Raw genomic sequence first — 24,877 nt, 5'->3', positions numbered from 1 at the left:
CCTGGCTTCAGATACCTTCGCGCGCCAGGTCCATGGCGAAGTAGGTCAGGATCAGGTCTGCACCAGCACGCTTGATTGCGCCAATGCTTTCGCGCACCACCCGGCCTTCGTCGATGGCACCGGCCAGGCCACCGAACTTGATCATCGCATACTCGCCACTCACCTGGTACGCCGCCAGTGGCAGGCGCGAAGCGGCGCGGATGTCGGCGATCACATCAAGGTACGCACCGGCCGGCTTGACCATCAGCACGTCCGCCCCTTCCTGCTCGTCGAGCAGCGACTCACGCACCGCTTCGCGGCGGTTCATCGGGTTCATCTGGTAGCTTTTGCGGTCGCCCTTCAGTGCGGTGCCGCCGGCCTCACGGAACGGGCCATACAACGACGAGGCGAACTTGGTCGAGTAGGCCATGATCGCGGTGTCGTGGAAGCCGGCACCGTCCAAGGCACTGCGGATAGCCTGCACCTGGCCGTCCATCGCCGCCGAGGGGGCAATGAAGTCGGCACCGGCAGCAGCGGCAATGACTGCCTGCTTGCCCAGGTTGGCCAAGGTGGCGTCGTTGTCCACGCCATGGTCATGCAGCACGCCGCAGTGGCCGTGGCTGGTGTATTCGCAGAAGCAGGTGTCGGACATCACCACCATTTCCGGCACGGTGTCCTTGCAGATACGCGACATGCGCGCAACCAGGCCGTTTTCGTTCCAGGTGTCGCTGCCATCGGCATCCAGGTGGTGCGATACGCCAAAGGTCATCACCGACTTGATACCGGCGCGGGCATAGCGCTCGATTTCCTGGGCCAGCAGCTTCTCGGGGATACGGTTGACACCGGGCATGCTGGTGATCGGCACGAAATCATCGATGCCCTCTTCGACGAAGATCGGCAGGATCAGGTCTTCAAGGCGGAACTCGGTTTCCTGGAAGATCGTGCGCAGGGACTCGTTCTGCCGCAGACGGCGGGGACGAACGGAGGGGAATTGGTTGGACATGACAGCTCCAGGGAATTTGAACGGCGTATACCTTATGCCTGTCGCGCGCCAGTGAAAAGGCTAAATGACGAGATTGTGTCTTGCGTCAATGGCAACGGCCGGGGTTTGCCTGTGTTGGCCTCTTCGCGGGTAAACCCGCGAAGAGGCGGTACAGGAATAAACTACTGCAGCCAGGGCGGCGTTACCTCCTCTGCCTTGGCCGGCCCATGCTCGGCCTCGGCGCGTGCTGCACGGCGGCGAGCGTCGTCCATCCGGGCGGCGTCGATCTCGCGCATCACCCCGGTTACGTCAGCTTCATGTTCGTCATCCTCGAACACCCCGGTCAACGGGCTGTCGGGCAGCAACTCGCCGGCCTCGTACAACGCCCACATCTCCTGCGCATAGCGGGTGCTTTTCAGCTCCGGGGCAAAGCGCCCGAAATAGTGGGCCATGTTGTCCACATCGCGCTGCAGCATGCTGAAGGCATGGTTGTTGGCGGCTGCATCCACTGCCTGCGGCAGGTCGATGATCACCGGCCCGTCCGGGCCGAGCAGCACGTTGAACTCGGACAGGTCGCCATGCACCATTCCGGCGCACAGCATCAGCACGACCTGGCGAATGACGAAGGCGTGGAACGCACGGGCATCCTCCGCTTCGAGGTGTACGTCGTTCAGCCGCGGGGCCGCATCGCCATCGGCATCGGTGACCAGCTCCATCAGGAGCACGCCGTCCTGGAAGTCGTAAGGCTTGGGCACCCTCACACCTGCGGCGGCCAAACGGAACAGCGCTGCCACTTCGGCGTTCTGCCAGGCATCTTCGGCTTCTTTGCGGCCGTACTTGCTGCCCTTGGCCATGGCCCGGGCCTGACGGCTGTTGCGTACCTTGCGGCCCTCCTGGTATTCGGCGGCCTGGCGGAAACTGCGCTTGTTGGCTTCTTTATAGACCTTGGCGCAGCGTACCTCGCTGCCACAGCGCACCACGTACACAGCGGCTTCCTTGCCACTCATCAACGGCCGTAGTACTTCGTCGACAAGGCCGTCTTCGATCAACGGTTCGATTCTTTTAGGTGTCTTCATCAGGCTGCGTTCAGGGTCCTGGCTTTGTTGGCGGACATCCTCTCACAGCCTGATGCGACTTGCTCGTCTGTCTTCAGGCCAGACGAATCAGGCGCCCTGCCCTACGCCAGCCACGGCCCCGCCACGCGCCCGGCGCCGGGTCACCAGCACCCCCGAGCACACCACCAACACCGCCAGCACCATCGTCGAGACCACTTCCAGGCGATGATCCGGGCGGAACAGCATCAATACCAGTACACCGCTGATGAACAGGATCACGCCCCAGGTCAGCCACGGGAACAGCCACATGCGATAACCCAGTGTCTTTCCCTGTGCCGTCAGGCGCTGGCGCAGGCGCAGCTGGGAAATGGCGATGACCAGATACACCAGCAAGGCAATGGCGCCGGAGCTTGCCATGAGGAAGCCAAACACCTTGGCCGGCACCAGGTAGTTGGCGATCACCGCCAGGAATGCAGCCCCCGTCGACAACAAGACTGCCACCACGGGTGTACCACTGCGGCTGGTTATCTGGGCACAGGCCGGGGCATCACCCCGGCGGCTAAGCGAATAGACCATGCGCGAGGCGGTGTACAGCGACGAGTTGAGGCAGCTGGTCACCGACGTCAGCACCACGAAGTCGATGATGGCCTTGGCATTTGGCACGCCGAGGGTGTCCAGCACCGTGACATAAGAGCCTTCGGTCGCCAGGCGTGGGTCAGTCCACGGTACCAGTGCGATGACGATGAAGATCGACAGGATGTAGAACAGCGTTATCCGCCAGATCACCGAATTGGTAGCCTTGGAAATATGCTTGCCCGCCTCGTCGGATTCAGCCGCAGCAATGGTCACCACCTCGGCCCCGAGGAACGAGAACATGGTGATCAGCATCGCGCTCAGCACCGCACCAAAGCCGTTGGGCATGAAGCCCCCCGTATCCCACAAACGCGAGACGCCGCTGACGCCGGCCCCCGGCAACAGGCCGAAAATGGCGCAAACACCCAGGGCGATGAAGCTGACGATGGCCACCACCTTGACCAGTGCCAGCCAGAACTCGAACTCACCGTAATTCTTCACGCTGAACAGGTTGGTGGCCGTCAGCAACAAAGTGATCACCAACGACAACACCCAGATCTCCAGCTGCGGGACCCAGGAGTTGATGATGGTAGCGGCGATATTGGCCTCGATCGGAATGATCAGCACCCAGAACCACCAGTACAGCCAACCGATGGTGTAACCGGCCCATTTGCCGATGGCGAGGTCAGCGTAGGTTGAGAACGAGCCGGTGTCCGGGGAGGCAACCGCCATTTCGGCCAGCATGCGCATCACCAGCACCACCAGGCCGCCCGCCAGGATATAGGCCAGGATGGTGGCAGGCCCCGCTTCGGCGATGGCGCGGCCAGAGCCGACAAACAGCCCGGCGCCGATCACGCCGGCAATGGACAGCATGGTGACATGCCGTGATTTCAATCCATGACTCAAATTGTTCTTGTGGGTTTGCATGGCGCTACCTTGTTGTTTTTGTCATGCCCACGCAGGGGCCGCCGGCTGCACGTCACCGACGCAGGCGCGAAAAAGCCCGCCCTGCCCTGAATGGTGAGCAGGGCAGTACGGGTTGAGTAAAACGAAACCGCAGAAGGTGTTACCGGGCTGTCAGCTGGCAGCCCTCTGGCTAGCCGACCGGTCGGCCTTGGGGAAGTTGCCGCCCTGCAGGCCGACCTGCTCGCACACTTTCTCGACGATGTAGGCGCCGATCGGTATGGCCGAGGTCGCGGCTGGCGACGGTGCGTTGCACACATTGACAGTGCGCGCGGTGTTGACGAACAGGAAATCGTCGATCAGCTTGCCGTCGCGCGACACCGCCTGGGCACGCACGCCGGCCGGGTAAGGCGTGAGGTCGGCTTTGGTAATGCTCGGGCAGTACTTCTGCACCTGCTTGAGGTACCCGCCCTTGAACAGCGAGTTCTTCATCTCGATCAGGCCCGGGCGGAAGTTCTTCGCCAGCACCTTGAGGATGCCGGGCGTGGTCAGGGTCTGGAACAGGTCGCTGGGGCTGACATCGGTCTTGCGGTAGCCCTCGCGCTTCATCGCCAGCACAGCGTTGGGGCCAACGGTGACGGTGCCGTCGATCATGCGGGTCAGGTGCACCCCCAGGAAGGGCATCGACGGGTCGGGAATCGGGTAGATCAGGTGGTTGACGATCTGATTGTGCTGCTTGGGCAGCAGGTAGTATTCGCCACGGAACGGGCAGATCACGAACTCGGTACGCAGCCCGAGCATGCCCACCACGCGGTCAGCCATCAGCCCCGAGCAGGTCACCAGGAAACGGCTGTGCAGTTCATCACGCTGGGTGCGCACGATCACTTCATTTGCCTGCTCCTGCAGGCCGACCACTTCTGCGCCATAGCGGATTTCGCCACCGGCACGCTGGAACTCAGCGGCCATCGCAGCCGTCACCTGGGCGTAATTGACGATACCGCTGGACGGCACGAAGATGCCCCCCATACCGACGATGTTGGGCTCACGCTCGCGCAACTCGTCGGCCGACAGCCAGTAGCGTTCCAGGCCATTGGCCGCCGTCCGCTCCCACAGCGCCTTCATGCGCTGCATTTCCAGATCGTTGGTGGCTACCAGCAGCTTGCCGCACTCATCGAAGCGAATGCCGTGCTGGGTGCAGAAGGCTTTGGTCGCCTTGTTGCCTTCCAGGCAGAAGCGCGCCTTGAGACTGCCGGGGGTGTAATACACGCCGGCGTGGATCACGCCGCTGTTATGGCCGGTCTGATGGCGAGCCGGGCCAGACTCTTTCTCCAGCAGGAGCATCTTCGCGTCCGGGTAGACCTTGATCAGGTGCATGGCCGTGGACATGCCCACAATCCCGCCGCCAATAATGATGAAATCGTACACAGCCTTACCTCACACGCAGGCATTGCCTGGCAGGCTCACCATAAGCCCGCACGGGGCCTGGTGGCATAGTTTTGTGCAAAAACGCGTGGGCGGGCGCCCGCCCCGCGCCCTGTCATTATTGCCCGCGCTGGTACAGCGGCTTGGGGAAGGCGACGTAACCACGCTGGCGCATCAGTTCGCGGCGCAGGCCCTCGTGCGGGGTGAAGCGATCGCGGCCATGCAGCCAGAACAGGTTGTTGATCAGCAGGAAACTGCCTACGCCTACCGGTACCGAGACCTTCTTGCCGCTGCCTTCCAGCGACTCGGACAAGGCGTTCAGCCAGATACCTTCCTCGTAGTTTTCCGGCTGCACGAACTGGTCAATGTAGCGCATGGTCGGCCGGCCTTCGGCATCGGTGTCGAATACCGAATGGAACACATCTTCGGCAACCTTTTTGCTCGGCGGTGCGGTCCAGCGCATTTCGCGGCGGGCCAGAGGGTGACGGAAGAACGCCTCGCACTGCTCCCAGTCGTCCAGGTGCAGCAGCAGCGAGTTGCCGCCTTCCATGTTCTTTTCGTCGATCTTCAGCATCAGCACGTAGTCGGTGATCTGGTTCACGAACGTGCCGTCGTTGTGCAGCTCCATGACCCGGTGCGGCTGGCGCAGGTAGCTGTCGGAGTTGTCGCTGTTGACCACCACGAAGCGCGCATAGAACTGGCCACTCATGGCGTCATAGTTGGAACGGCCGATCAGGTGAGCGCAGGCAGTGGTGAACTTGACCATGTCCTCGGCCTGGCTCACGTCATCCAGGCCGATCGGAGTAATCAGCATACCGCCTGTGGCACGGTCGAGGATGGTGTTGAGCAGCACCGGACGCAGCGTGCCCTGGCACAGCTCGTCAAGGATTTCGCCTACACGAAAACGCAGGAACGACTTGTACTCCAATGCCTGCACCGGCCATTGGGCAACGGCCTGCACGAACGCTTCGACGGTTTCCCGGGCAAAGGTCAGTTCCAGCAGGCGCGGCGACTGTTTCGAGGGGGCGATGGTGTAGCCCTGCGGTTCGAGAGGCAGTGGCATGACAAGTTCGTCGATCTGCGTAAAGGCGTTCATGGCAGTGTCCTGGCTAAAAAAGTAGATGGCGCCGTCCGGTCATGACCTGGATCAGTGCGGGCGAGGTAAAAATATCGCCACTAACTGAAAATGTCTACATTTTTATGTTTCAACGACACTGTCGGCGTTTGTCCATTGTTTTTCGTCAGCAGAGGGTTTCGGTATGATCGGCAAAACGTTTTGAGGAACAGGATCTTGGAAGCGCTCGCCCCCCGACAAAACTCAGCATTCAGCGGGTATGAGAGGCTCAAGAAGGACATCATCCGCGGGGTGTTCAAGCCCGGTGAAAAGCTGTTGATGAGCACCCTCAAGGAACGCTACGACCTGGGTGTGGGCCCGCTGCGCGAAGCACTGTCGCAACTGGTGGCCGAGCACCTGGTCAACGCGATCAGCCAGAAAGGCTACCGGGTAGCGCCCATGTCGCTGGATGAGATGAACGACATCTACGACGCCCGCGCCAACCTGGAAGCGATGATCATTGCCTTGGCCATCGAGCGCGGCGATGACGCCTGGGAGGCATCGGTGCTGGCCCACTCGCATACATTGGCCAAGGTGGTGGAAGTAAAAACCCGCGAGCAGCGGCTGGATGTGTGGGACGAGCGGCACAAGGCGTTCCATACTGCCATTGCCTCGGGCTGCGGCTCCAAGCACCTGCTGCAGGCACGCACCTACCTGTTCGACCAGGCCGAGCGCTACCGCCACCTGTGGCTGACGCAGACGGTGTTTTCCGAAGAGGCGCTGGCGCTCAAGCGCCAGGAGCATGCGGCACTGGTCGAGGTGATCCTCGCCCGGGATGCCAAAACTGCCAGCGCCATGATGCGCTCGCACCTGATGACACCGGTACCGATCATTGCGCAGATCATGCACGCCGAAGGCATCGGTGCCCGCTAGATGAATTTTTCTTAAATCGCCGGTTGTCTATTCTTTGGCACAATCAGATCTCCATTAGATGCCCAGGAACCAGCATGCCTCGCGTACTGACCATCGAAGACGACGCCGTCACCGGCCAGGAAATCGTCGCCGAACTGACCAGCCACGGTCTGGAAGTGGATTGGGCCGACAATGGCCGTGAAGGCCTGGCCAAAGCCATTGCGGGCGGCTACGACCTGATCACCCTGGACCGCATGCTGCCCGAGGTCGACGGCCTGACCATCGTCACCACCCTGCGCAACCTCAAGATCGCTACGCCGATCCTGATGATCAGCGCCCTCTCCGACGTCGATGAGCGGGTGCGCGGCCTGCGTGCCGGCGGAGACGACTACCTGACCAAGCCGTTCGCCTCCGACGAAATGGCCGCGCGAGTCGAGGTATTGCTGCGCCGTAACAGCGTACCCACGACCCAGACCCGCTTGCAGGTTGCCGATCTGCAGCTGGACCTGATCAGCCACGAGGCGCGCCGCGGTGACAACACCCTCAACCTGTTGCCCACCGAGTACAAGCTGCTGGAGTACCTGATGCGCCACAGCGGCCAGGTGATCACGCGGATGATGATTTTCGAGGAAGTCTGGGGCTATCACTTCGATCCGGGCACCAACCTGATCGACGTGCACATCGGCCGCCTGCGCAAGAAGATCGACTCACCCGGCCAGTCGCCGCTGATCCGTACGGTACGGGGCTCCGGCTATGCCATTGCTGAACCCGTCTAAAGGCTGGAGTTCTTCTACCAGCCGCCTGCTGGCGCTGTACAGCTTTCTGTTCGTGGCCTGGAGCAGCATCCTCATGGGGGTGCTGTACTTCGAGGTCTCCAGCTACCTGAACAAACTCACCCGTCATTCCATGCTGCAGCGCCAGCACCTGTTCGCCCACATGAGCGGCAAGCAACTGGACGACGCCCTGATCGCCAGCCAGGCCTTCGAGGAGCGCAGCTTTGACGCCTACGGCCTGTTCGATAGCCAGCTCAACCCGATTGGCGGCACCGTGCGAGCCCTGCCCCCAGAGCTCAGACTGGATGGCAAGATCCATGAGCTGGAACGCTGCCTGGATGCCGACGACCCACGCATGCCCCGCGACAGCTGCGACGCGGTGGCAATCAAGGTACAGGATGGCCGGTGGCTGGTGCTGGTGCGTGACAATGGCTCGCTGTTCGTGGTTACCCGGATCATCCTGCACGCCCTGCTCTGGGGCATTTCGCTGACCCTGATCCCGGGTTTTGCCGGTTGGTACCTGCTACGGCGCAGGCCGCTCAAGCGTATACGGGCGATCCAGGCCCAGGCCGAACTGATCGTCGCCGGCGACCTGACCCACCGCCTGCCACTGTCGGCCCGCCGCGACGAGCTGGACATGCTTGCGGCGATCGTCAATGCCATGCTCGACCGTATCGAACGGCTGATGCATGAGGTCAAGGGCGTGTGCGACAACATTGCCCATGACCTGCGCACACCGCTGACCCGCCTGCGCGCCCAGCTGTACCGTATTCGCCAGCAAAGCGACGTGGATTCTGCGCAAGCCGAAGCGCTGGACCAGGCCATTGGCGAAACCGACACCTTGATGGCGCGCTTTCGCGGGTTGTTGCGCATCAGCGAGCTGGAAGACCGCCAGCGCCGCGCCGGCTTCATCCAGCTTGACCCGCATGAGCTGCTGGTAGAACTGCATGATTTTTACCTGCCATTGGCCGAGGATGGCGGCATTCAACTGCAATTGCACCAACCTGCGCAGCTACCGGCGTTGCACGGCGACCGCGAACTGCTGTTCGAGGCCTTGGCGAATCTGGTGGGTAACGCGATCAAGTTCACGCCCGAGGGTGGTCGGGTGCGCATCACCGCCACGCAGGATGACAGCGGCGTACACATGGCGATCGAGGATAGCGGGCCTGGTATTCCCGAAGCAGAGCGAACGGCTGTACTGAAACGGTTCTATCGCAGCGATGAAGGCCACCGCCATGCCGGCTTCGGGCTGGGGTTGTCGATCGTGGCGGCGATCGTCGACCTGCATGGTTTCGGGCTGGAGATTGGGGGAAGCGAGTTGGGTGGGGCCAGGCTGGTATTGCACTGCCCGCTTGCGGGTCTAAGCAAATAAAAGCTGGGGCTGCGGTGCAGCCCCAGTTACTTCAGTCAGCCAGACGCCAGGTAGTCGTGCCCTTGCTGTCCTCCAGCACTACACCCATGGCGGTCAGCTGATCGCGAATGCGGTCAGACTCAGCCCAGTTCTTGTCCGCACGCGCCTTCAGGCGCGCCTGGATCAAGCCTTCGACTTCAGCCGCATCGACCTTGCCTTCGGCACCAGCACGCAGGAAGTCATCGGCCTCCAGTTGCAGCACACCCAGTACATCACCCAGCTCGCGCAGTCGACCGGCCAGGCCAGCAGCGGCCTCCACGTCGCTGTCGCGCAGGCGGTTGATCTCGCGCACCAGGTCGAACAGGACCGCACAGGCTTCGGGGGTGCCGAAGTCGTCGTTCATCGCCACGCTGAAGCGCTCGACAAACGCTTCGCCACCCTTGGCCGCCACCCGTGGCAGGCCGCGCAGGGCGTGGTAGAAGCGCTCCAGCGCGCCCTTGGCGTCACGCAGGCTGTCTTCCGAGTAGTTGATCGCGCTGCGGTAGTGGCTGGCCACCAGCAGGTAGCGCACCACCTCCGGGTGGTACTTCTCGAGCACGTCGCGGATGGTGAAGAAGTTGTTCAACGACTTGGACATCTTCTCGCCGTTGATACGGATCATGCCGCAATGCATCCAGGCGTTGGCGTACTGCTTGCCAGTGGCCGCCTCGCTCTGGGCAATCTCGTTCTCGTGGTGCGGGAACTCCAGGTCGCTGCCGCCACCGTGAATGTCGAAGCTCTCGCCCAGGCAGCAGGTGGACATGACCGAGCACTCGATGTGCCAGCCCGGACGACCCGGGCCCCATGGCGATTCCCAGCTTGGCTCGCCCGGCTTGACGCCCTTCCACAGGACGAAGTCGAGCGGGTCCTGCTTGGCTTCGTCGACCTCGATGCGTGCACCGATACGCAGGTCTTCGATCTTCTTGCGCGACAGCTTGCCGTAGCCGACGAACTTGCCAACCCGGTAGTACACGTCGCCATTGCCTGGCGCGTAGGCGTACCCTTTGTCGATCAACGTCTGGATCATCGCGTGCATGCCGGCGATATGGTCGGTGGCACGCGGCTCCTGATCCGGCGGCAGAATGTTCAGGCGACGCTCGTCTTCGTGCATCGCGTCGATCATGCGGGCAGTGAGGGCGTCGAAGGTTTCGCCGTTCTCGTTGGCCCGGTTGATGATCTTGTCATCGATGTCGGTGATGTTGCGCACATAGGTCAACTCGTAGCCGCTCTTGCGCAGCCAGCGGGTGACCAGGTCGAACGCCACCATGCTGCGGCCATGACCAAGGTGGCAGTAGTCGTACACGGTCATGCCGCACACGTACATGCGCACCTTGTTGCCATCCAGCGGCTTGAAGGTTTCCTTCGCTTTGCTCAGGGTGTTGTAGATGGTAAGCACGGCGGTTCCTCAGCTGCCCCAGGAGTCACGCAGGGTGACAGTGCGGTTGAACACCGGGCGACCCGGCTGGCTGTCTTTCAGGTCGGCGCAGAAGTAGCCTTCGCGCTCGAACTGGAAGCGGTCCTCGGGCTGCGCCTGGGCCAGCGACGGCTCGGCACGGCAACCGCTGAGCACTTGCAGCGAAGCAGGGTTGATGTTGTCCAGGAAGCTGCCGCCCTCCTCGGTCTTTTCCGGGTTCGGCGAGCGGAACAGGCGGTCGTACAGGCGCACTTCGCACTCGACGCTGCCTTCGGCCGGCACCCAGTGGATCACGCCCTTGACCTTGCGGCCTTCAGGGTTCTTGCCCAGGGTGTCGGGGTCGTACGAGCAACGCAGTTCGACGATGTTGCCGTCGGCGTCCTTGATCGCTTCGTCAGCACGAATCACGTAGCTGCCGCGCAGGCGCACTTCACCGGCCGGTTCCAGGCGCTTGTAGCCCTTCGGCGGTTCTTCCATGAAGTCGTCGCGGTCGATGTACAGCTCGCGGGAGAACGGCAGCACACGCACGCCCATGTCTTCCTTCGGGTGACGTGGCAGCTCAAGCTGCTCGACCTGGCCTTCCGGGTAGTTGGTGATGACCACTTTCAGCGGGCGCAGCACGCACATCGCGCGTGGCGCGGTGCGGTCCAGGTCGTCACGGATGCTGAACTCGAGCATCGACATGTCGACCACACCGTCGGAACGGTTGGTGCCGATCATTTCGCAGAAGTTGCGGATAGAAGCCGGCGTGTAGCCACGGCGACGGAAGCCGGACAGGGTCGACATGCGTGGGTCGTCCCAGGCGTCGACGTGCTTCTCGTCCACAAGCTGCTTGAGCTTGCGCTTGGAGGTAATGGTGTAGTTCAGGTTCAGGCGGCTGAACTCGTACTGGCGCGGGTGTGCCGGCACCGGCAGGTTGTCGAGGAACCAGTCGTACAGCGGACGATGCCCTTCGAACTCCAGGGTGCAGATCGAGTGGGTAATGCCCTCGATGGCGTCCGACTGGCCGTGGGTGAAGTCGTAGTTGGGGTAGATGCACCACTTGTCGCCGGTCTGGTGGTGGTGAGCATGGCGAATGCGGTACAGGATAGGGTCGCGCAGGTTCATGTTTGGCGAGGCCATGTCGATCTTGGCCCGCAGCACACGCTCGCCGTCCTTGAACTCGCCGGCCTTCATGCGGGCGAACAGGTCGAGGTTTTCTTCCACGCTGCGCTCGCGGAACGGGCTGTTCTTGCCCGGCTCCTTGAGGTTGCCGCGGTATTCCTTGGCTTGCTCGGGAGTAAGGTCGCAGACGTAGGCCTTGCCGCGCTTGATCAGCTCGACCGCCCAGTCGTGCAGCTGGTCGAAGTAGTCGGAGGCGTAACGCACGTCGCCGCCCCACTCGAAGCCCAGCCATTTGACATCGCTCTGGATGGCGTCGATGTACTCCTGGTCTTCCTTGGCCGGGTTGGTATCGTCGAAACGCAGGTGGCAGACGCCGCCGAATTCCTTGGCCAGGCCGAAGTTGACGCAGATCGACTTGGCGTGGCCGATGTGCAGGTAACCATTGGGCTCCGGCGGGAAACGGGTGACGATGCTGCTGTGCTTGCCCGAGTCCAGGTCGGCCTGGATGATCGGCCGCAGGAAGTTCGCAGGGACAGCGGGGGCGCCTTTGGCAGCGGCGTTGGGCGCGTTGTCGGCAGTGGGCTTGCTCATAGGATCCTTGAATGCGTGTGTCCAGCCTGGGTAGGCCGATTGAATCAAAGGGCCTATCATAGCCGAAGCAGTCAAGCTGCTGACAGCCGCGCCCGGACAAACTGATGTGATTTATCACGGCTTTTTGCCGCAGCCTGGCAAAATGGCCAGTGCGCGCCATGTGTCGCGATCGCCTGATCCTGCGTCTGGTGATAACCCGCGCCCTGCGCACCCTAATTTCTGATTGCCTTGAAAGAGCGAGTTTCAGCATGTCCAAAGTCAAACTGAGCACCAACCACGGCGACATCGTCCTGCAACTGGACGCCGAGAAAGCGCCGCTGACTACCGAAAACTTCGTTCAGTACGTCAAGGACGGCCACTACAATGGCACCGTATTCCACCGTGTGATCAAAGGCTTCATGATCCAGGGCGGCGGCTTCGAGGCCGGCATGAGCCAGAAGAAAACCCGCGCCAGCATCCAGAACGAAGCCGACAACGGCCTGAAGAACAAGAAGTACAGCATTGCCATGGCCCGTACCATGGAGCCGCACTCCGCCTCGGCGCAGTTCTTCATCAACGCCTCCGACAACGACTTCCTCAACCACAGCGGCAAGAACGTGCAAGGCTGGGGTTATGCCGTATTCGGTGAAGTGATCGAAGGCCGTGAAGTGGTCGACGCCATCGAAAAAGTGGCCACCGGTTCCAAAGCTGGCCACCAGGACGTACCGAAGGACGACGTGATCATCGAGAAAGCCGAGATCATTGAGTGATTCTGCTGATCTCTGATCTGCACCTGCAAGAAGAACGCCCGGATATTTCCCGGGCGTTTCTTGATCTGCTCGATGGCCGCGCCCGCCATGCCAAGGCCCTGTACATCCTTGGTGACTTCTTCGAAGCGTGGATTGGCGACGATGCCATGACGCCCTTCCAGCAGTCGATCTGCCAGGCCATGCGCCGGCTGAGCGACAGTGGCACGGCCATCTACCTGATGCATGGCAACCGTGACTTCCTGATTGGCCAGGCCTTTTGCAAAGCTGCGGGCTGCACGCTGTTGAACGACCCCAGCGTGATCGAGCTGGGTGGTGAACAGGTGCTGCTGATGCATGGCGACACCCTGTGCACCCGCGACCTGGGCTACATCAAGATGCGCCGCCTGCTGCGCAATCCGCTGAGCTTGTGGATCCTGCGCCACCTGCCGCTGTCGGCCCGCTACAAGCTGGCACGCAAGCTGCGCAGCGAAAGCCGCACGCAAGTGCGGATGAAGTCCACCGAAATCGTCGACGTCACGCCGGAAGAAGTACCCAAGGTGATGGCGGCGCATGGCGTGCGCACCCTGGTGCATGGCCATACCCATCGGCCGGCGATTCACAAGCTGGTGGTCGATGGCCAGCCGGCACGGCGTATAGTGCTGGGCGACTGGGACCGCCGCGGTTGGGCCTTGCAGGTTGACGAACAGGGCTTTCAGTTGGCGCCGTTCGAGTTTTCCTGACATTACAGGGCCTCGCGGGCAAGCCCGCAGGCCCCTGTAGGAGCGGGTTTACCCGCGAATGGGCCGGCGCAGGCTGACGCCTCAGGGCTGGCTGACTACCGCCCCCTTGTCCCGCTCACTGATCACCACTTCCCGGTACTCAGGATCTGCCTTGATCTGCGCCTCGGTAAACGGAATCAGCGCCAGTTGCTTGGCCGCAAAGGCCTTGGTCTGGTCACTGGCATGCGCCGAAGCCTTTTCACTCGACTGGGAAAACGCAAGCAGGCCACGGGCTTCTGGCCCCTTGTCGGTAAAGCTGACCAGTTGCAGGTAGCTGGTGCCACTCACCACCAGCCGCTTGCCCTGCCCGTGCGGCACGCTGTAGATCGCGTTGTACACCCCTAGCGCCTGCGGGCCGCCTGGTACCGGCGTACCATCAAGGGCCTGTTGCACCTGCCCCCAGCGTGCCGCCCCGGCAACGCCGCTTTCACTGACCTGCTTGAGCGACGCCAGTGCTGCCTGATGAACCAGCCTGCTTACCGCCGCCTGCTCGACAGCCAGGCCGCGCGGGGTGTGCTGCGGATCGGCCGGGTTGAATGCCACTCGCCAGCTTTCAGGGTGCTCGGCCAGCGCATTGAACAGGTTCTGGAAGTGCACCAGGCCCATACCACTGTCGAGGTCGGCCTTGCCGTTCCAGGCGGCCAGGCTGCTGCACACGGCCTGCACATCTGCGCTGGCGCCCTTGCACCATTGCAGCAGGTCTGGCAACACCAGGCTGGCCAGGTACACCTCTTCATCGGTGACCATGCGCTGCAATTCATCTACACCTAACCGGGCTTTGCCCTGCAGGCGTTGCAAGGCAAAGCGGCCACGCATGCCCAGTGGTTGGTCATTGCGGCTGACCAGTGGCGAGTAGCCGGTCAGCGGCTGCGCCGGGTTGGCCATCCAGGCCGGGTCGTTGGAGTTCTGTACGAAGTCTTCACGCTCCAGGCTTGGCAGCAGCCGCGCCGGGAAGATGCCCGGTTGCGCCGCCTGCGCGTCAACCTTCCACTGGCATGCGCTACGCGAGCCATCCAGCACCACCAGGCGCCCTTGCGCCTGCGGGTTGCTGCAGGTATCCAACAGTTGCTGGTCGACATAGGGCACTACCGACTGGTTCAGGTACAAGGCCCGCCCTCCCTGATCCACGGCCAGCGTGTTGACCCAAGGGATACCTTGCAACTGCTCGACCGATCCCTTCAATGCCGCCAGGCTGTCGGCTCGGTTGATCTGGTACCACTGCTGCAACACCCGTGAGTTCTCGAGGTTGGCGTCTCGCACGCTGTAGGCCGCCTGCGCATCCCAGTCCAGGCGGCCTGGCCATTGCACCACCGGGCCGAACTGCGAACTGTAAACCTGCCGCTCAATCTGGCTCAGGCTGCCATCCGTGCCTTTTACCGCGACACGGATGGTTTGCCGGGCCATAGGCAGCGACTTGCCATCGAGCACATAGCGGGTCGGGTCTTTGGGGTCGAGTTGCAGGCGGTAGAGCGTGAAGTGCTTGGAGGTGTCGACGGTGTGCGTCCACGCCAGGTGCTGGTTGAAACCGATGTTGACCACCGGCAGGCCCGGTAGCGCCGCGCCCATCACATCAAGCTGGCCGGGAATGGTCAGTTGCATCTGGTAGAAGCGCATGCCGCCCATCCACGGGAAGTGCGGGTTGGCCAGCAACAGGCCGCGGCCATTGGCTGAACGCTGCGCGCCTACTGCCACCGCATTGCTGCCGCGCTCCGCGGCGAACCGCTCCTGCCGGGCCAACGCGCTGGCAAAGCCCGCTGACGATTGCGCACGGGCCAGCGTTGGCGGTTGCGCCCCTGCCAACGCCTCGACGAACTGCCCGACACCGCCCTCGGCCAGTAACCGGCGGGTCAGTTTGACCAGATCCTGGCTGCTGATGGGCCGCACCCACTCACCATCGCCACACTCGGCGGGCAGCCCTTGACGACGGCGTTCGACCAACGCCCGGTTGTAGCCGCTGGCGTATCCCGCCAGCAATGCCTGCACCGACGCGGGTTGCGCCTGCAGGAAGGCATCGACCGCCGCTGGGCTATTGAGCCAGGTGAAGAACAGGTCGCTGGCCAGGTTGTCACGCTGCTCCAGGGTCTGGCCCTTGGCGCCGAAATAGCGTGAGCGCTCACCGCTCACGGTCAGCACTTCATTGGCGAGCAGGCATAGGTTGTCCTGGGCGTAGGCATAGCCGACGCCATAGCCCAGGCCACGCTCATCCTTGGCCACGATATGCGGTACGCCGTAACGGGTATAGCGGATCTGGGCACTGGCGTCGGCTGGCGCGGGCTGCGCCTGCACACCGACGCTGAAGGCCACCAGGGCAGCGGCCAGGCCGGCGCAGGTCATGGGACGGCAAAATGGAAACACGGGCACTCCTCGGGTTCGGGGGTCATCCCGATCAGACGAATGGCCAGATGAATATTTTACGTATTACAAGGCGATGGAACGTCTTGATGAGAAACAGGCATTTTTTTTCACGAATGGGTTGCAGTTTTTGCGTGCTCATTCGTCCTAGTAAGTGAGCCACCCACATTTCGGGTTCGTCCACGAAAAGGAGCATTCGCATGTACAACCCGCAAACCTCGGTCCAGGCCGGGCGCGTCCCAGGCAAAACGTCCAAGGGACAGGACGTGTTTGCTGAAGAACGAATCGGCAACGAACAGATCCGCGAGCTGTTGCGCACCTTCGGCCTGCGCACCAGCCTGATCCGCCTCAAGGTTATTGACGCCTTGCACGCCGCCGACCGCAATGGCCGCAGTATTGGCGTGCGCGGGGTGCACGCACAACTGGAACAACTGGATATCCCGCTGTCGTTCCTCAGTGTGCGTGAAGTGCTCAAGCGCCTGTGCACCGAAGGCGTCATACAACTGGGTAGCGACAAGTGCTACAGGCTCAACCCCCAGGCGCGCGCCGTACTGGAGCAAACACCCTCGCGCTGAGCGCATGGCCGGCCATACCTGGCCGGCCCGCGCAGATCAGGGCTTGACCTTGCGCCGCAGAATGCCGTTGATCACCACGACCACCACGGCAATGGCGATGGCCAGCATCTGGAAGGTCTGCTCACTGATCGTGCCCTGCTTCTGCAGGTGGGACAGGCCCAGCATCAGGCCCAGTACCACCAGGATGATCAGAAGTGAATATTTGAGGCGCTGCACGTGTGTCATCGAATGTTCCTTGCAACATCAGGGGCAAATGGCTCGCAACGAGCCGCGGCAATGATACAACGGTCACCGCCCCCGGCGCTGGATTTCCTGCTGGGTGGGGTGACGTCAGCCTGAAAGCATGGGGCTTCCTAGCACCCACGCCGGAGGCACCATGTACAAACCCCTGCTGTTCGCATCGCTGTTACTGACCCCGCTCTCCCTTCATGCACTGGACACCCAGCAGACGCCGACCGAACACCTGCTCGAACTGGGCCGCGAGTTGGCCACCCATGCCGGTGCCAGCCAATGGCAACAACTGTGGCAACGCGTACGCCAGGCCGGCTACCTGCAGACCGACGCCGCACCGGTACATTTCAGCGGGCCCACAGCCCGCTTGCCCGACCTGGCCCGACAAACGCTGGCGCAGGCCGACCAGGCACAGCCACTGAATCAGACCCAGGTACTGTACCGCCGCCACTTTGCCGACCAGGTCATCGGCCAGCGCAACGGCCAGCCGTTGCACGCGCTGTGCCTGCTGGTCGATTGGCGCACGTTGCCGCCGAGCATGCGCGCCACCCCTCAAGCCTATCTGGGTAGCGCCAGTTTGCTGAGCAGCTACCCGTGCGATTGAGGGGTGCTGTACCCACTGCACATCATCGCGAGCGCCCCGACAGGAAACCAGGAGGCGCAGCCAGATGTCCACGCCATTTCCTACAGCGCCAGATATCGCTGCCTGCAAATCCTGTTCACCGAAGCTACAACCCCCAACCCATATGCCGCCTAGCGACGCGCCTCGGCTGTCGCACAGAATTTGCTCACACCTTCGACATAACGCCGTGGGTGATCGGGTCGCACATCCCATCCACCCCGAAGGAGCGCCATATGCAAATGCCAGATTTGAGCCAGATCGATATCAGCCAACTGCCCCACTCGCTGCAGGCCCTGATCGACTGTATCGGCATCGAAAACGCCTACCAGCTGACCTGCGCCTACGGCGGCAGGCCCAAGTACATCCCCAAGCACCGCGAGCGCACCAAGCTCGCTGACGTGCTGCCGGCCGAAGCGCTCGACGCACTGATCAAGCGCTTTGCCGGGGTCGCCCTGGAGATCCCCAAGGCTGACCACTTTCTGCGTCAGCTGCGCAACCAGCAGATCCAGAAGGAAAGCGCCAACGGTTTGTCCCGCAGCCTGCTGGCCAACAAGTACGGCCTGAGCCTGCGGCAGATCGGCAACATCCGGCGCCAGGAGCTTTGCGAGCGCTGACGCCCGACCACCTTGGCTGCTATTCGCGGCTGCCTTAACCCACTAGATAGAGCGAGCTTCCCGATATGCCGTTAGATAACAGCCTTATAGGCTCCGTGATCAATGCCCTGCCGATGGACCGCATGATCGCCGGCCCCTTGCAGGCCATGGTGCAGGCGCAGGTAACCGCCAGCAAATCGTACGCCGATTTCCTGATGCAGGTATGCGTCCAGGATGGCAAGGCAGTGGCCATCCAGTTCGACTACGACGAAACCATTGTCGACGAACAGGGCGAATACAAAGGCGTGGTCAGCAAGACCATGAAAGTGCCGCTGATGGCGGCCATTACCCACCCGAACATTTCCATCGAAGAGGGCACTGTAGAGTTCGAGCTAATTATCAACCAGATGTCGGAAGATGTTTCCAGCAAGGACATGAATGCAGAAGCCACCGGCTCACTGGGATGGGGGCCGTTCAGGCTGAACGTGAAAGGCAGCGTGAGCCACAAATCCACGCAAACCCGCAAAACAGATACCCGTGCCCGCTATGCCTTCAACACGACCCTGAAGCGTCAGGAACCGCCCGAAGCGATGATGAGGGTAATCGAGTTCCTCACTGACGCCGCAACCAAGCCAACCATTGTCCGAACCGCCGAACTGGAAAGCCCGGACGAAATATCCCAGGCGGACACCTTGAAACGGGCTGCGCCTGCAAACCTACCGACCCCGTAAAACGCTAGCGCTTGACCCATAGCCCCTCCTGCCGGTAGCGGGAGGGGCACACCCTGGCCTGAGGAGTCGAATCATTGCAAAAGCCCCCCGCCCCCATGACCTCCATTGACCTGCGTGAAATTACCCGCGGCCTGCAAGAAGCCGCCAGTGCCACCAACAGCCTGATTGCTCAGCAGTACATCAACCTGTTCGACCAGTTTTTCGAGTGCGACACAGAAGCGCTGGGCGCCCCCATGAAAGCCAAGATGGTCGAGGTGGCCATGGATGGGCAGCACATCATGCGCGTCCCCCTGTTTGCGCTGGTGTCACCTAAAGGCCTGGCCCTTGAGCGCATGCAGGTCGACCTTTCGGTAAGGGTCAAAGGCACCGAGGCGCAGCAGGCACTGCTGACCGCGAGCGAGAGCAAGGCCGCGAGCTTCAAGGTCACCATTGGTGGCCAAGGCCGTCAGGGCGAAAACCGCGACCCGGACGAAGTGCAGATCCGCATGCAGTTCCAGGCGAGCGAACCGCCAGAGGCCCTGAACCGGTTGATCGAGGAATACACCAACCTGATCGTCCCGGTACGCGCCACCACCCCACCGCCCTCACCCGACACCAACGAGTTCATCGAGGCGGCCACCGTCCGTTGATGGCCGCCACGCTGCGGGCCTAGAAGTCGCGCTTGTAGAAGATGTCCAGTGAGCTTGCCAGCCCACTGGCGGCCTCGAGGTAGACCTTCTTGCTCAGCTTGTAACGCAACGCGATCGTGTTGGCCGGTTCGAACACGCCCACCCCGTAACGAAGGCTGAGCTTCTCGGTGATGTTACCGCTGGCGACCACGCTGGTGCTGTTGCCAGAACCTTCGGTATCCAGTTGAAAGTCGTCGATCCCCAGGCTCGACGCCAGGCTGCCGGTAATGCCGGCGCTCCCGGCAAGGCCCAGGCCCAGCGCTGCCTCGGCGAGCATGTTGTTATCTTCGCCGGTATTGCCCAATGGTCGGCCCAAGACCAGGTACGAAAGCGCCTGCTCCTGGCTCATGGCCGGCTCCGAGAACACTTTGGTCGTCGGCTGCTCGGCGCTGCCGCTCAGGCGGATGCCGGCTATCACATCGTCAACCTTGCGGATCGCTTCGATGTCCAGATACGGCTGGTCGATCGGGCCGGCGAACAGCAGACGCGCCCGGCGGATGGTGAGGCGCTGGCCGTAGGCACGGTAGCGGCCGTCTGCCAGGCTCAGTTCGCCACGGGTATCGAGGTTATCGCCGATGTGCACATGACCCAGCAGGTTGGCAGTCAGCCCGAAACCGCTGAACGACAGCTTGTCGCGGCCGACTTCGACATCGATGTCCATGGCCATGGCCATGGGGGGTTTGCCTTCCTCGGTCTGATGACCGACGATTACCGTGTCATCCGACACCTTGACCGTGGACGGCGGCAGCTCACGTACAGTGATCTTGCCCTTGGGTACCTGCACCTTGCCGGTCACCGCCAGCTTGTCATCGATCAGGCGCAAAGTCAGGTCCGGGGCAACTTCCAGTGTGGCGTAGGGCTCGACCGCGACCGGCAGTTGCTGGCCTTGCAGACGCACGTCCATGCCCAGTGCCTGCCCCCAGGTGAGGTTGCCGCTCAACTGGCCACGTCCCGCCTCGCCACTGCGCCAGTTACCGTTGAGCTGCACCTGCTCGCCGGCAATCAGCGCCTGCAATGACAGGTCCTGAAGGCTGGCCGGCAGCTCGGCGCCACTGACTTCGCCTCCGCTGAGCATCAGGTTGCCGTTGACCTGAGGCGCCAGCAAGGTGCCTGAAAGCCGACCACTGCCATTGAGCTGCCCGGCCAGGCGTTCGACCATGGGCACGAATGGGCGGGCCACCGACAGGTCCAGCCCGGCCAGGCGGAAATCACCCGACAACGGTTTGTTCTTGCCCAGCGGATCGAGCCGCGCGTTGACGTTCAGCTCACCCAGGCGCTCACCGCGAAACGCCAGGCGCGTATCGATACGCCGCGGTGCCAACGTGCTGTCCAGGCGCAGGGCCTGATAAGGGAAATCGATCCAGCGGCCTTTGTCGCGCACGCGCAGGGTGCCGCCACTGGCATCGACCACGACAGTGCCCTTTGGGCCGCTGGCCGGGATGTCCAGGTTGATGTCGGCATTGAGCAGGCCTTGCCAGGCAAAGTCCTTCGGCAGCCACTGGGCCAGGCTGCCCAGCGGGAACTGCTTGAGGTGGTAGCGCAGGCGCGGTTCGGGGGCCAGTCGCTGGTCGTCGCCACACAGGCTTGCCTGGCCGGAGCGCCAGCAGTGGGCCCCGAAGTCGAGCTGGCCGCTGGCCAGCCGCTGCAGGCGTGCAGGCGCCTGCAACTGCCACTCCTGGCCACCGGCCTGGATTCGGCCAGTGGCCAGTCGGCCGCGCCAGTCACCTTTGTTCAACTGGCCATCCAGGCCAAGGTCGAGCTTGAGCTGCGGGCCGTCCAGCGCCAGGGTCAAGGCCTGTTGGCGAATGTCGCCCTTGCCGTTGGCCTGCAACGTGCCCAAGGCTGTGTCACCCAGGTGGATACCGGTTGCCTTGAGCTCGACTACACCGCGTTGGGCGTTGTCCAGGCGGGCATCCAGGTCCAACTGCTGCAGGCGGTTTTCGGCCTGGGCCAAGCGCTGGCCCTGCAGGGTGAGCGTACCTTGCGGGGCCTGCAAGGTGCCGGCGACATCCAGCCGGCCCTTGACCCGGCCTTGTAGCCTCGGCCACAGCTGGCCGAGGCGCGGCAAGTCAAGGTCGATTCGCCCAGCCAGGCGCTGTTGCAAGCTGCCACTGCCGTTGATGCGGTTGTCACCCAGCTGGATGGCCAGTGTGCCCAGGGTCCAGTTTTGCCCTGCCCCCTGGGTCTCGGCCTTGAGCATGGCTGGCTGGCCACGCAGGCGGCCCTTGAGGTCAAGCTGGGCATCCAAGGTAAGCGCATCGCCTTTGAGTTCGCCTTTGCTGCGCAGTGGCCCCGCCAGGGTACCCGGCAATTCGGCCAGCCAATAGGCCGGGTCGAGCGCGGAGAGCTGCAGGTCGACATCCCAGGCCAGGGTGTCGGCAAAACGTACGGCGACACTGCCGGCTGCCTTGCCTTGGCCGGCGGTCAGCGCCAACTGCGGCAGTTTCACCTGGGTGAGGTCACCTTCGAACGGGCTGGCGATGCTGAACGCTCCCGCCGGGCCGTCCAGGTCCCCCGTGAAAGTCCCCTGGTAATTGCCATCGCGATAATGCACCTGGGTATTGAAGCGTTTGAGGGTGACTTCGGGCGGGGTCTCCATCGGGTACAGGCGCAACCACGGGAAGTCCTGCCAGTCCAGCTGCGCATCGGCGCTCAGGCCTTGCTGCCAGTCAGCCGTGGCTTGCAGCTTGACCCGTTGGCTGTCGCTGGCGGTCAGGTCCAGGGCATCGAGCCTGGCGCCTTTGCTGTCGACCAGACCGGACAGGAGCAAGGCGATCGGTGACTGCTCGGCCGGCAGGCTGGCCTTACCGGACAGTTTATAGCCATCGAGCAGATCGCCCTTGGCATCGAGCTCGAGCGCGTTCAATTGCAGGGTGTCAGGCAACGCACCAGCCGGCTTGAACGCCTCGGAGCGGATGTGCAAGGTCGCCGGCAGGTGCTCGGCCAGTGCCTGCAACTGCCCGCTCACTGTGGCATCGAGGTAACCACTGCTGGTGCCGGCGAGTTCCAACGTCTTCTGCATTTGGCCATTGGCCGTCAGTGCCAGTTGCCAGGGTTTTTCGTCTACCGCAGGCAACTGCAATTGCGCCTGTAGTTTTACCGGCCAGTCGCCTTCGGGTTGCAGGTCGCCCTGTAGGCTCAATTGCAGGTCGTCGCGCAGCAGCCGCAGGCTGTCGATGCGTATCCCGCTGTTGGTCCAGTGCGCAGCCAGATGCAAATCGCCAAGCAGATCGCTGCCATCCAGGCGCAGCTGCCCGACCTTGACCTCGCCCAGTTCGATGGCCAGCGGCAAGCGCAGAGTCGGCAATTGCAGCGGGGCGCTCTCGGTGGGTTCGGTGCTTGGCGCAAAGGCCATGTCAATGCGGTCTGCCTGCAACTGGTCAATGCACAAGGTCGCGCGCAGCAAGCAGGCAGGCGACCAGGCCAGCAACGGCGCCTGCATCTCTACCGTGCTGCCGCCGTCGGCCCAGGTTAGCCGGCTGGCCTGCCAACTGCCCGCCAGGCGCCCCTGGAAGTCGGCCACTTCAAGCCCAGGCACCTTGCCCAGTACCCAGCGGCTGCCGGCCTGGGTACCCAGCAGCAAGCCGAGCACCAGGCCCACGCTCGCAACACCCCCCAGCAGGCCCAGTGAAGTAAATTTGATTACGCGTTTCACAGCTCGGGCCCCATGGAAAAGTGCAGGCGAATGCCCCCTTCGTCATCCAGCGCCTTGGCCAGGTCCAGGCGCAGCGGCCCGACTGGCGATACCCAGCGCACACCAAAGCCGACACCGGTCTTGAGGCTGGGCAGCTCCAGGTCGTTGAACGAGTTGCCTTGGTCGACGAACGTCGCGACCCGCCATTTTTCGGTCAGCGAATACTGGTACTCGACACTGCCTGCCACCAAGTAGCGCCCGCCGATACGGTCACCGTCGCTGTTCTTCGGCGACAGGGTCTGGTAGTCGTAACCGCGCACACTCTGGTCGCCACCCGCGAAGAAACGCAGCGACGGCGGAATGTTGTTCTTGAAGCCATTGGTTGCACTGCCACCAAACTGTACGCGTCCGAGAAAGCGGTGGTTGTGGCCGAGTGTGGTCAGGCCTTTGAGCAATACGTTGCCGTGCAGCAGGTTGGTGTCGGACACCAGCCCTTCCTTGGCACCTTGAACATCGAACTGCAGGCGATAGCCGTTGTGCGGATCGATACGGTTGTCACTGCGCAGGAAGGAAAAGCTGACGCCCGGCATCAGCAGGTTGCTCAAACCGGAGTCGTCACCCAGGCGATATTCTTCGCGTTGGTACTTGAGCGAAATCACCCGCTGCCAGCCACTGGGCAGCTTGCTGTGCCACTCGGGGCCGACCGTCAACAGCTTGCTGAGCGTGTCGGTGCCGGCAAGCTCCTCGTTCTGGTAGCCGCCGGCAAAGCGCAACTTGTCGGTCAGCGGCGGGTCGAGGGGAATGTCATACCACAGGCCGACGTTCTGGCGCGGGGCCGACAGTTCGGTTTCCCAGCCATAGCTGTGGCCTTGTGGGTTGACCCAGTGGCGGGTCCAGTTGGCCTTGCCGCGCGGCCCGACGTCGGTCGAGAAGCCCAGGCCAAGGCCCATGGTGCGTGGTTTACGGGTTTCCAGATGAACATCCACCGGGACTTCTTCGCCCACAGCAGCAGTGGGCGCCGCATCCACGCGCACGCCTTCGAAATAGCCGCTCGATTGCAGGTCGTTGTTCAGCTCTGCGACCAGTTCCGAGTCGTAAGGGGTACCCGGCTTGAACGACACCATGCGCTGCAGCAGGTCCTCGTCCAGCGGTGTGTCGCCACCGAAGGTGACGGCGCCCAGGCGATAACGCGGGCCACTCTGGTAGACCAGTTCGATATCCGCCACACCGGCTTGCGGGTCGACGGCCAGGCGCTGGCTACTGAAGCGCCCACTGAAGAAGCCATAGCGCGACGCCTGGTTCTGGATCAACCGCTTGGCATCCTCGTAATGGCCGTGATTGAGTTGTTCACCCGGCCGCAGCGCCTTGCTGTCAGGCACGCGGAAGGCCTTCATCTCGCTGGCTGGGCCCTCGATGCGCACGGTCACGTTGCGCAGGCGAATCGGTTCGCCCGGGTTGATGCTGATGATCAGTTGTGGGGGATGGTCTGCGTCGCTGGCGGGCTTGACCTCGGTATCGATCTGCGCCTGATAGTAGCCGAGTGCCTGCGCCGCTTTGCGCGCCTGCTCCTCTGCCCCGCGACTGAAGCGTAAAAGTGCTTCTTCGTCGCGGTCACCCAATGTGCCTATATAGCCTTCGACATTGGCCTTGAGCGCCTTGTTGGCCGGTTTCACCTTCACCAACAACTCGCTCTGGCCCCATGCTGCGAAACTGGCGACCCAGAATACCAGGCCCCAGGTCAATCTTCCTGAATACGTCATGCGGCGCATGCTACCAGAGCCGGGCGCTCAAGGGAGCCGCCTGGCGGCCTGT

General features: G+C 62.6%; 21 protein-coding genes. 10 read left to right on the top strand and 11 right to left on the bottom strand.

Annotation, left to right across the window (positions count from 1 at the left end; all coding sequences use genetic code 11):
- Window positions 1–7: 7 nt before the first annotated feature.
- The 5 genes from hemB to glaH all read right to left on the bottom strand — a co-directional run bounded on the left by hemB (window position 8) and on the right by glaH (window position 6,010).
- Window positions 8–982 (bottom strand): porphobilinogen synthase, encoded by a 975-nt coding sequence (gene hemB, locus ACF8FB_RS18950; protein WP_010953815.1) that lies wholly within the window; start codon window positions 980–982, stop codon window positions 8–10.
- Window positions 983–1,143: 161 nt separating this feature from the next.
- Window positions 1,144–2,037: a PA4780 family RIO1-like protein kinase gene (locus ACF8FB_RS18945; RefSeq protein ID WP_019437052.1), complete on the bottom strand. Its 894-nt coding sequence runs from the start codon at window positions 2,035–2,037 to the stop codon at window positions 1,144–1,146.
- A gap of 87 nt (window positions 2,038–2,124) precedes the next feature.
- Window positions 2,125–3,516 (bottom strand): GABA permease, encoded by a 1,392-nt coding sequence (gene gabP / locus ACF8FB_RS18940; protein ID WP_010953813.1) that lies wholly within the window; start codon window positions 3,514–3,516, stop codon window positions 2,125–2,127.
- A gap of 150 nt (window positions 3,517–3,666) precedes the next feature.
- Complete coding sequence (gene lhgO, locus ACF8FB_RS18935; protein WP_392511667.1) at window positions 3,667–4,917, bottom strand: L-2-hydroxyglutarate oxidase; 1,251 nt, start codon at window positions 4,915–4,917, stop codon at window positions 3,667–3,669.
- A gap of 115 nt (window positions 4,918–5,032) precedes the next feature.
- Complete coding sequence (gene glaH, locus ACF8FB_RS18930; protein ID WP_010953811.1) at window positions 5,033–6,010, bottom strand: glutarate dioxygenase GlaH; 978 nt, start codon at window positions 6,008–6,010, stop codon at window positions 5,033–5,035.
- 195 nt (window positions 6,011–6,205) lie between these two features.
- Here glaH and csiR point away from each other — a divergent pair, with 195 nt between their 5' ends.
- From csiR to ACF8FB_RS18915, 3 genes are all read left to right on the top strand, one after another.
- Window positions 6,206–6,901 carry a DNA-binding transcriptional regulator CsiR gene (csiR, locus tag ACF8FB_RS18925; protein WP_010953810.1) on the top strand — a complete coding sequence of 232 codons (696 nt, stop codon included), beginning with the start codon at window positions 6,206–6,208 and terminating at the stop codon, window positions 6,899–6,901.
- A 74-nt stretch (window positions 6,902–6,975) separates the two neighbouring features.
- Window positions 6,976–7,656: a response regulator transcription factor gene (locus ACF8FB_RS18920; protein WP_010953809.1), complete on the top strand. Its 681-nt coding sequence runs from the start codon at window positions 6,976–6,978 to the stop codon at window positions 7,654–7,656.
- A complete protein-coding gene (locus ACF8FB_RS18915; RefSeq protein WP_010953808.1) occupies window positions 7,634–9,025 on the top strand; it encodes a HAMP domain-containing sensor histidine kinase in 1,392 nt (463 codons plus the stop codon). The genes ACF8FB_RS18920 and ACF8FB_RS18915 overlap by 23 nt, the downstream gene beginning before the upstream one ends.
- 31 nt (window positions 9,026–9,056) lie before the next feature.
- On the opposite strand, the gene cysS is transcribed toward ACF8FB_RS18915, so the two are convergent.
- A complete protein-coding gene (gene cysS, locus ACF8FB_RS18910; RefSeq protein ID WP_392510639.1) occupies window positions 9,057–10,439 on the bottom strand; it encodes a cysteine--tRNA ligase in 1,383 nt (460 codons plus the stop codon).
- Between the two features lie 9 nt (window positions 10,440–10,448).
- Window positions 10,449–12,152 (bottom strand): glutamine--tRNA ligase/YqeY domain fusion protein, encoded by a 1,704-nt coding sequence (locus ACF8FB_RS18905; protein WP_010953806.1) that lies wholly within the window; start codon window positions 12,150–12,152, stop codon window positions 10,449–10,451.
- Window positions 12,153–12,400: 248 nt separating this feature from the next.
- Between ACF8FB_RS18905 and ACF8FB_RS18900 the strand changes: the two genes are divergently transcribed.
- Complete coding sequence (locus ACF8FB_RS18900) at window positions 12,401–12,901, top strand: peptidylprolyl isomerase (protein WP_010953805.1); 501 nt, start codon at window positions 12,401–12,403, stop codon at window positions 12,899–12,901.
- Complete coding sequence (locus tag ACF8FB_RS18895; protein WP_392510638.1) at window positions 12,898–13,620, top strand: UDP-2,3-diacylglucosamine diphosphatase; 723 nt, start codon at window positions 12,898–12,900, stop codon at window positions 13,618–13,620. The genes ACF8FB_RS18900 and ACF8FB_RS18895 overlap by 4 nt, the downstream gene beginning before the upstream one ends.
- Before the next feature lie 81 nt (window positions 13,621–13,701).
- Here ACF8FB_RS18895 and ACF8FB_RS18890 read toward each other — a convergent pair whose 3' ends face one another.
- On the bottom strand, window positions 13,702–16,014 hold the full coding sequence (locus ACF8FB_RS18890) for an acylase (RefSeq protein WP_049586158.1): 2,313 nt from the start codon (window positions 16,012–16,014) through the stop codon (window positions 13,702–13,704).
- 197 nt (window positions 16,015–16,211) lie between these two features.
- Between ACF8FB_RS18890 and ACF8FB_RS18885 the strand changes: the two genes are divergently transcribed.
- Window positions 16,212–16,586 carry a hypothetical protein gene (locus tag ACF8FB_RS18885; protein WP_010953802.1) on the top strand — a complete coding sequence of 125 codons (375 nt, stop codon included), beginning with the start codon at window positions 16,212–16,214 and terminating at the stop codon, window positions 16,584–16,586.
- Between the two features lie 36 nt (window positions 16,587–16,622).
- Here the strand turns inward: ACF8FB_RS18885 and ACF8FB_RS18880 are convergent, their stop codons facing one another.
- On the bottom strand, window positions 16,623–16,811 hold the full coding sequence (locus tag ACF8FB_RS18880) for a hypothetical protein (protein WP_003248064.1): 189 nt from the start codon (window positions 16,809–16,811) through the stop codon (window positions 16,623–16,625).
- A 151-nt stretch (window positions 16,812–16,962) separates the two neighbouring features.
- Here ACF8FB_RS18880 and ACF8FB_RS18875 point away from each other — a divergent pair, with 151 nt between their 5' ends.
- From ACF8FB_RS18875 to ACF8FB_RS18860, 4 genes are all read left to right on the top strand, one after another.
- Window positions 16,963–17,421, top strand: coding sequence for a hypothetical protein (locus tag ACF8FB_RS18875; protein ID WP_049586159.1), 459 nt, complete (start codon window positions 16,963–16,965; stop codon window positions 17,419–17,421).
- Between the two features lie 251 nt (window positions 17,422–17,672).
- Window positions 17,673–18,053: a Mor transcription activator family protein gene (locus ACF8FB_RS18870; RefSeq protein WP_010953799.1), complete on the top strand. Its 381-nt coding sequence runs from the start codon at window positions 17,673–17,675 to the stop codon at window positions 18,051–18,053.
- Window positions 18,054–18,118: 65 nt separating this feature from the next.
- On the top strand, window positions 18,119–18,763 hold the full coding sequence (locus ACF8FB_RS18865; RefSeq protein WP_392511666.1) for a DUF2589 domain-containing protein: 645 nt from the start codon (window positions 18,119–18,121) through the stop codon (window positions 18,761–18,763).
- A 74-nt stretch (window positions 18,764–18,837) separates the two neighbouring features.
- Window positions 18,838–19,392, top strand: a complete 555-nt coding sequence (locus ACF8FB_RS18860; RefSeq protein WP_010953797.1) for a DUF2589 domain-containing protein — start codon at window positions 18,838–18,840, stop codon at window positions 19,390–19,392.
- A gap of 19 nt (window positions 19,393–19,411) precedes the next feature.
- Here ACF8FB_RS18860 and ACF8FB_RS18855 read toward each other — a convergent pair whose 3' ends face one another.
- Both ACF8FB_RS18855 and ACF8FB_RS18850 read right to left on the bottom strand, forming a co-directional pair.
- Entirely contained in the window at window positions 19,412–23,086 is a 3,675-nt protein-coding gene (locus tag ACF8FB_RS18855) for a translocation/assembly module TamB domain-containing protein (protein WP_392510636.1), read from the bottom strand.
- Complete coding sequence (locus tag ACF8FB_RS18850) at window positions 23,083–24,825, bottom strand: autotransporter assembly complex family protein (protein ID WP_104887882.1); 1,743 nt, start codon at window positions 24,823–24,825, stop codon at window positions 23,083–23,085. The genes ACF8FB_RS18855 and ACF8FB_RS18850 overlap by 4 nt, the downstream gene beginning before the upstream one ends.
- Window positions 24,826–24,877 lie beyond the last annotated feature (52 nt).

Source organism: Pseudomonas sp. yb_2 (genome assembly GCF_043103905.1).
GTDB lineage: Bacteria > Pseudomonadota > Gammaproteobacteria > Pseudomonadales > Pseudomonadaceae > Aquipseudomonas > Aquipseudomonas alloputida.
Note: the sequence above shows the minus strand (reverse complement) of the source record. Positions and strands in the feature narration are given on the sequence as shown.